This window comes from Polynucleobacter sp. (assembly GCF_040400325.1).
Lineage (GTDB): Bacteria > Pseudomonadota > Gammaproteobacteria > Burkholderiales > Burkholderiaceae > Polynucleobacter.
This window is the reverse complement of the sequence record NZ_JBBAQK010000032.1, coordinates 1-3,196: the sequence shown is the minus strand read 5'-3', so window position 1 is coordinate 3,196 and position 3,196 is coordinate 1. Positions and strand designations below refer to the sequence as shown.

Here is a 3,196-nt window from a genome sequence, read left to right as displayed (position 1 = left end):
AAAAGGAATCTCCCCAGGTATTGTTGACGGCAAGAATGACAGCTTTGATTTAACAGGATTTAATGTTGAGAAAATAGAAATCTTTAACCGTTATGGCACGGAGGTATACAGTTATGGAGCTTACACCGACCAATGGCACGGACAAGCTAGTGGTGGTGAAGACCTGCCAGACGGCACTTACTTCTACGTTATCAACAGAAAAGGTGGTATTACCACAACAGGATGGATTTACATCAATAGACAATATTAACCTAAAAAAGAAAAAACCTTTGCTTGAAACTATTTCGATTTTCAAGCAAAGGAAAATTCAATAAAAAGAACAATCAAATCGATCAAAAGATGAAGAAACTACTTTTAATAGCCCTTGTTTTACTGACATTTTCCCAAGCAAATGCACAACAAGACCCACATTATACACAATACATGTACAACATGAATGTAATCAATCCCGCCTATGCAGGTTCTAAAGAAAACCTTTCTTTCGGGCTTTTGTACCGCAAACAATGGGTCAATGTCCAAGGCGCCCCTACTACATTCTCTCTCGCTGGCTCTAGCCCGGTGGGGAAAAATGTCGGAATTGGACTCTCGGTTATTTCTGATGAAATCGGACCAGTAGTAGAACAAAACGCTTATGCCGATTTCTCTTACACCCTGAATTTAGGGGGAGAAAGACGATTAGCTTTGGGTTTAAAAGCAGGAGCAAGTTTTCAAAAAGTAGGATTGGAATCAGATATTAAAGGATCTCTTCCTGATCTTACCGATGATGCTTTTCAACAGGACACCAATAACACTTTTTTTAATATCGGTACTGGTATTTTTTATTATACCGATAAATACTATGTGTCTTTTTCTGTTCCAAATATGATAAAAGCAACCCATTTGGATTTTAACGGTAAAAAATATGGCAACGAAGTGCAACATTATTTCGTTACCGGTGGTTATGTTTTTGACCTTAGTCCAACTTTGAAATTAAAACCTTTTGTGATGCTTAAATCGGCCTTTAATTCGCCAAGTTCACTTGATTTAAATACCAACTTTTTGTTTTTTGACAAGTTTGAAATCGGAGCTTCTTATAGAGTAGACGATAGTTTTGGGGGAATGGTAAACTATGCCATCTCTCCTTCACTTCGCGTCGGATATGCCTACGACAGTATTCTATCCGACTTAAAAGCAACCTCTCGCTCTTCGCATGAAATCATCTTGCTATTTGATGTGAATTTCCCGAAAAAAGTATCTCGTTCACCTAGATTTTTCTAACATAAAACCACACCGCGATAATGAAAATAAAAATCAACACCGTAGCCATTTTATTGAGTTTTGTGTTACTGTTAACCATCAACTCAGCAAAAGCACAAAACAAAGACACCAAAAAAGCAGATAAACTATTTGCTCAATTTGAATATGTTGACGCTAGCAAAGAATACCTAAAACTCGTTGACCAGGGCAAAGGCGATAGTTATATTAACAAACAACTTGCCGATGCTTACTACAACATGTTCAACAGCGCAGAAGCCACAAAATGGTATGCCAAAGTAGTAAAAGACAAAACCCCACAAGAGGCAGAAACTTACTACAGATATGCCCAAATGCTTAAAGCCAACGGAAAATACGAAGAGGCAAACAAGCAAATGTCCGTTTTTGCAAGCAAAGCGCCAAACGACCAAAGAGCAAAAACATTTAACGAAAATCCGAATTATTTGCCAAAATTGCTCGATAAGCAAAAATCTTTTAACCTAAAAACACTTACTATCAATAGTGAAAAATCCGAGTTTGGAGCTGTTTTAACCAACGACAACATACTTTATTTTGTGAGTGCAAGAAACAAAACAAAGCGCACCGATGGTTGGAACGACGAACCGTATTTAGACATTTATAAAAGCATTTTGAATGCCGATGGCACAATGAGTCTTCCAACAGAAGTAGATGAACTCAACACCAAATGGCATGATGGTCCGGTAGCTATTACAGCTGATGGAAAAACAATGTATTTTGCCCGAGATAGTCACGCTAGTAAAGACTTTGTAAAAGACAAAAAAGCCAACGCAAAATTTGGACAAGTTAATTTGTACAAAGCAACCAAAGAAGGCGATAAATGGGTAAACATTACTGCTTTGCCTCTTAATAATAAAAGTTATTCGACAAGTTCACCAGCCATTAGCAAAGATGGAAAAACACTTTATTTTACCTCGGATATGCCTGGCGGAAAAGGTGGAAATGACATTTGGAAAGTGAGCATTGAAAATGATATTTATGGAACACCAGAAAACCTAGGAAGCAGCGTAAACACCGAAGGTAGCGAGCAGTTTCCTTATCTTACCGACGATAATATTTTGTATTTCGCTTCTAGTGGAAGACAAGGTCTTGGTGGATTAGATGTGTTTTCTATAGATTTAAGCCCAAATGCAAAAGACAGCACCCCAAAAAATCTTGGAAAACCAATAAATAGCGAGAAAGATGATTTCTCATTTACCTTCAACACTAGCAAAAATATGGGGTACTTCTCGAGCAATAGAGCGGGAACTGACGACATTTATGGTGCCGAACCTGTTTGTAGCGTAGAGGTGAAAACAATTGTAAAAAGCGCAAAAACAAACGAGTTGCTTGCAGGAGCTAGAGTGGCGATTGTAGACGATAAAAAAAATACCATCGAAACCAAAACTACAACGGCCGATGGTGAAATAATTTATGTTGTTGAATGCAATAAATCTTACTCTCTTCAAGTGGCGAAAGATGGTTTTGAAAGCGGTATTTTTGATGTTGCCAAAACAAAAGGCGGACAAGTGCAAATCGATGCAAGTCTTAACCCAATTGATGTTATTGTAACCGAAGAAGCAATCGTTTTAAAAGAAATTAACTTTGAATACAACAAAAGTAACATCACCCAAGAAGGTGCTTTTGAACTTGATAAATTGGTACAAGTAATGAAAAACAACGACAAGTTGACTATTCTTGTAAAATCTCACACCGACAACCGAGGAAGCGATGCTTATAACCTTGATTTATCCGATAGAAGAGCAAAATCAACCGTGCAATACGTAATTTCTAAGGGAATTAGCGCCAACAGAATTTCCGGAAAAGGATACGGAGAAAGTGAACCTAAAATTGATTGCAAAGAAAATTGCACCGAAGAACAATTCGCTGTTAACAGACGAAGTGAATTCTTGATTGTGAAATAGAGAAAAGTTGGGAAATTGAA

At 37.5% G+C, this 3,196-nt stretch carries 3 protein-coding genes; all 3 read left to right on the top strand.

All coding sequences use genetic code 11. The features are described 5' to 3' along the window. The coding region (locus tag ABWP14_RS11320; RefSeq protein ID WP_353203077.1) for a T9SS type B sorting domain-containing protein at window positions 1-250 on the top strand (250 nt) is incomplete at its 5' end. A gap of 23 nt (window positions 251-273) precedes the next feature. Next, window positions 274-1,257, top strand: coding sequence for a PorP/SprF family type IX secretion system membrane protein (locus tag ABWP14_RS11315; RefSeq protein ID WP_353203076.1), 984 nt, complete (start codon window positions 274-276; stop codon window positions 1,255-1,257). Between the two features lie 20 nt (window positions 1,258-1,277). Further along, on the top strand, window positions 1,278-3,176 hold the full coding sequence (locus ABWP14_RS11310; RefSeq protein WP_353203075.1) for an OmpA family protein: 1,899 nt from the start codon (window positions 1,278-1,280) through the stop codon (window positions 3,174-3,176). The last annotated feature ends 20 nt before the right edge of the window (window positions 3,177-3,196 follow it).

Excerpts from the sequence above, each read along its gene's own strand:
- ABWP14_RS11310 (WP_353203075.1), top strand. The coding sequence starts at position 1,278 with ATGAAAATAAAAATCAACACCGTAGCCATTTTATTGAGTTTTGTGTTA.